Below are 3625 nucleotides of genomic sequence, written 5' to 3'. Positions count from 1 at the left end.
TAAATAAAAAATACAATTGCTATAAGTAAGTAATATACTAGAAGATAAAGAAAAATAAAAAGATTGAAATCACAAAAAAATATATGTTAGAGTATCCCCTCATCTCCACCATTCAAACCCTCGAAAATGAGGATAAGGAACTACTAAGTTTATAGCTTAGTAGTTTTTTATTATAAAAATAAGGTTGTTATGGAATTATATGTAAATAAGTGAGGTTTAAATTATAAAATATATAGTATAATATAAGATAGTATAAACATTTCTAGGAGGGGATTGGAATTACTTACGCATTATCAGAATTAATAACAAATAATATTACTAAGAAGTCATTAGATAAATTTATAAGGGGATTAAATGAGGAAGATTATAAAGCGGGATCGAATATAAATGAATATATATCAAAGCTAATTAATGAAAATCGATTAACAAAAGAAAATCTTAATAGATATTTATTTAAAGAAATTTTTTATGGTCAGCAAAAAGATGTATATGTATATAATATTTATAGCTTTAATATAGATATATTATCAGAAAATAAGCTAAATAGAATAATTAAAAATACTTATGACAAAGAAAATGTGTTTTGTGAAATTGCAGAGAGTGAATTAAAAGATAACTGTAAGAGTGAATTAATTGCATATAAATTAAAAAAAAATGTTCAGAATGATGAAGTTTCTAATATAAGAATGATTTTTTCCTGCAAAATAGCTAAATTAAATAATAAAGGAAATAGGATAGAAGAGTATAGTTATATACCTATAGAAATAGATCTTTTAAAAAAAATTATGATATGTAAAGTTGCTCCAAAAACAAATATAATTGATGATATGAATAAACCAGTAGAACTGTATGCAAAATATACAGATAAAGTTATAGATATGTTTGATATACAAATAAATTCATATAACTCAATACATAAAAAAGCATTGTACAATATGTCTGAAAGTTTATATTCTCAAGTTTATGAGAAGGTTATTTCAAATAGAAGTGAAGGATTAGATGACTTGATAGATAAATTTGCAATAGATGCAAAGTCTAAAGTTAATATTGATAATATTGATACTAAGATAAAAATAAACAATTTATTTGATATTAAATCATATTTAAAAAATATTTTGATCAATTACAAATTACAGATATATTAAGTCGTAGAGATTTTAAAATAGATGATAGAGAAAATATTCAGGGAATAGTTACATATCTTAGGTTTAATGACGGAACAAATGTTAGTGCAAAAGTTAAAGGTGAAAATTTTAAGGCATCTATATATACATCAGAAACATATATGGCTTTAAGGGATACTATTGAAAATTCAAATAAAATTTCAGAAATGAATGTTATTTGGATATTAGAAGATGAGGATTTAAGGGTTAAATATAATACAACTAGCGGACAGTATTTATTCATGCATTTTTATAAGAATTTTGATGAAGAGGATTTTAAATATGGATATAGAAAGTATAAAGAATATGAATCAATGGCTGTACCAAAAGCTAGCCAAGTGGCTAGATAATATGTCAGACAGAGAAAGAAATAATCTTGACTATGAAAAATTTTCCAGATATGCAGATATAGAGGATTATGAAGCAAATGAATATTTTAAATTCCTTGCAAATAAAGGACTATTTATAGAAAAGATTGTTACACAATGTCCAAACTGTAGAGAAGAATGTAGTATAGATTTGAGTTTATATGGTGAAGAATTTGAATGTACTGAATGTGAAAATATATTTAATATAAAAAAAATGAAGAGACATTCAAGTATAGTATATAAATTAAATAGAAAATATGAAATTATAGATGAATTAAAAATTTTATCTCAATTTAAAGAAGATAGTGATAATATAATCGATATAAGTAAAATAAGGGGGCACTCCATGATAAATGTAAACGGAGATATAAAAATAAAAGTATTTTTATCATATTCTCATGAAGATGAAAGTATGAAGGAAGAGTTAGATAAACATTTAATAATGTTAAAAAGGAATGATAAGATAGAATCATGGAATGATAGATGTATGATGGCAGGACAAGAATTAGATTCTGAGATACAGCAAAAGCTAGAAAGCTCTGATGTTATAGTGTTATTACTAAGTCCTGATTTTTTAGTATCTAATTATTGCTATGAAAAAGAGATGAAAAGAGCATTAGAAAAACATGATAGCGGAGAAACCTTAGTTATACCTATAATACTAAGAACTTGTGATTGGCTAAATTCTCCATTAAAAAAATTATTAGCAGTACCTAAAGATGGTAAGCCTATAAATACATGGGATGATAAAGATCAAGTATATCATAATGTAAAACAAGAAATTGAAAAATCTATAGATACATATTTCAGTATAAAATAATTAAATTGTGGGTATGATTGCAGTGAATCATCTCCACCATTCAAACCCTCGAAAGTGAGGATAAGGAACTACTAAGTTTATGGCTTAGTAGTTTTTATTTGAAAAAACATTAATAGATAAATTTGAAAAGGAGAAAAATTGTTATCTTTAATTATAGGAATGAGTATTGTTATAGCAATATTATTTATTTTAATATGTAATATTGCACATTTTATAGGTGTAAATATAGACAAATTTAGATGGCTAGTAGAAATATTAAAAAAAAATACTATAAATATATTAATATTAATTTTGCAATCTTTTATTATAGTAATAACTTTTATTATATATCATGAATTTATAAAAAAGTATGATAGTAGAGGAATATTATTAATAGTAACTGTTTTTGTATTAGGATTAGGAATAAATTATTTAACTAAATTATATTTAAATAAAATAAAATTAAAATATAAATATGAACAGTCAGATTTAATAATAAATAAAAATACTATGGCATTTAGTTAGGTTATAAGTTTAGTAGTTTTAATTTTAATTATTAGAGATAAAGAAATATCATGGTTAGTATTATCAGTATTTTTAAGTATGTTTATATCTATAGATTCAAAACCAAGTGATTTAATATATGCAATGAAAGATATGTGGGAAGACAAATCACAAATAAAATATACTATAATTATAGTTGTAATAATCTTATTAATTAATCAGATTGTGTTAAATTTGTATTTAGTAATTACTATATATATTGGAATAATTTTAAGATTAATGATAGCAAGTATACAAATATATAAAGACAAATTGTTTAGAAAAAGTTTATAAAGTAAAAAATATAGTATTATAAATTTGTAAGTTTAGTAGTAGATAATTTAACTAATACCTAAAATAGGAAGATATAATAAGAATAGGGTGTCTCAAAATGATTTTTTTATCATGAAAAGAGACATTCTTTTTTCTGGTTTATACATGGAATATTTTTAGGATAATTGAATTAAAAACACATTTTTATTAAATTTATACATCATAAAAATACTATCTTTCGATATTCTAAATTATGTTAACATTTAAGTTAGCCTTTTTGTATAAAAATATTAATACAAATGAAATTTTGGGAGTTTTAAATAAATATACATAGTATTAGAAAATTAGGTATTTTAAATTAGAATATAAAAATATATAAAAATGCTAAACTCTGATGTAATTAAATTAAATGTTAATCTTTTGTATACATAAGAAAATTATTGACAAGTTGTGGTATTATATTATTGAGGAAAAGTTTT

General features: G+C 22.3%; 5 protein-coding genes. All 5 read left to right on the top strand.

The window, feature by feature from the left end:
• Positions 1-578: 578 nt before the first annotated feature.
• The 5 genes from J7G74_RS04675 to J7G74_RS04655 all read left to right on the top strand — a co-directional run bounded on the left by J7G74_RS04675 (position 579) and on the right by J7G74_RS04655 (position 3167).
• Positions 579-1145, top strand: coding sequence for a hypothetical protein (locus tag J7G74_RS04675; protein WP_297132469.1), 567 nt, complete (start codon positions 579-581; stop codon positions 1143-1145).
• A gap of 140 nt (positions 1146-1285) precedes the next feature.
• The gene (locus tag J7G74_RS04670) at positions 1286-1513 is read left to right on the top strand and encodes a hypothetical protein (RefSeq protein ID WP_297132468.1); all 228 of its coding nucleotides are present in this window, start codon (positions 1286-1288) and stop codon (positions 1511-1513) included.
• On the top strand, positions 1446-2351 hold the full coding sequence (locus J7G74_RS04665; protein ID WP_297132467.1) for a toll/interleukin-1 receptor domain-containing protein: 906 nt from the start codon (positions 1446-1448) through the stop codon (positions 2349-2351). Before J7G74_RS04670 ends, J7G74_RS04665 begins: the two co-directional genes overlap by 68 nt.
• Positions 2352-2489: 138 nt before the next feature.
• Positions 2490-2855 (top strand): hypothetical protein, encoded by a 366-nt coding sequence (locus J7G74_RS04660; protein ID WP_297132465.1) that lies wholly within the window; start codon positions 2490-2492, stop codon positions 2853-2855.
• A 78-nt stretch (positions 2856-2933) separates the two neighbouring features.
• Positions 2934-3167 (top strand): hypothetical protein, encoded by a 234-nt coding sequence (locus tag J7G74_RS04655; RefSeq protein WP_297132463.1) that lies wholly within the window; start codon positions 2934-2936, stop codon positions 3165-3167.
• The last annotated feature ends 458 nt before the right edge of the window (positions 3168-3625 follow it).

Origin of the sequence: Terrisporobacter sp. (assembly GCF_017888745.1) — a bacterium.
In the GTDB taxonomy this organism is placed as follows: domain Bacteria; phylum Bacillota; class Clostridia; order Peptostreptococcales; family Peptostreptococcaceae; genus Terrisporobacter.
The sequence above is the reverse complement of the archived record's forward strand: the minus strand, read 5'-3'. Positions and strand labels throughout refer to the sequence as shown.

Excerpts from the sequence above, each read along its gene's own strand:
- J7G74_RS04670 (WP_297132468.1), top strand. The coding sequence starts at position 1,286 with ATGGCTTTAAGGGATACTATTGAAAATTCAAATAAAATTTCAGAAATG.
- J7G74_RS04665 (WP_297132467.1), top strand. The coding sequence starts at position 1,446 with ATGGATATAGAAAGTATAAAGAATATGAATCAATGGCTGTACCAAAAG.
- J7G74_RS04655 (WP_297132463.1), top strand. The coding sequence starts at position 2,934 with ATGTTTATATCTATAGATTCAAAACCAAGTGATTTAATATATGCAATG.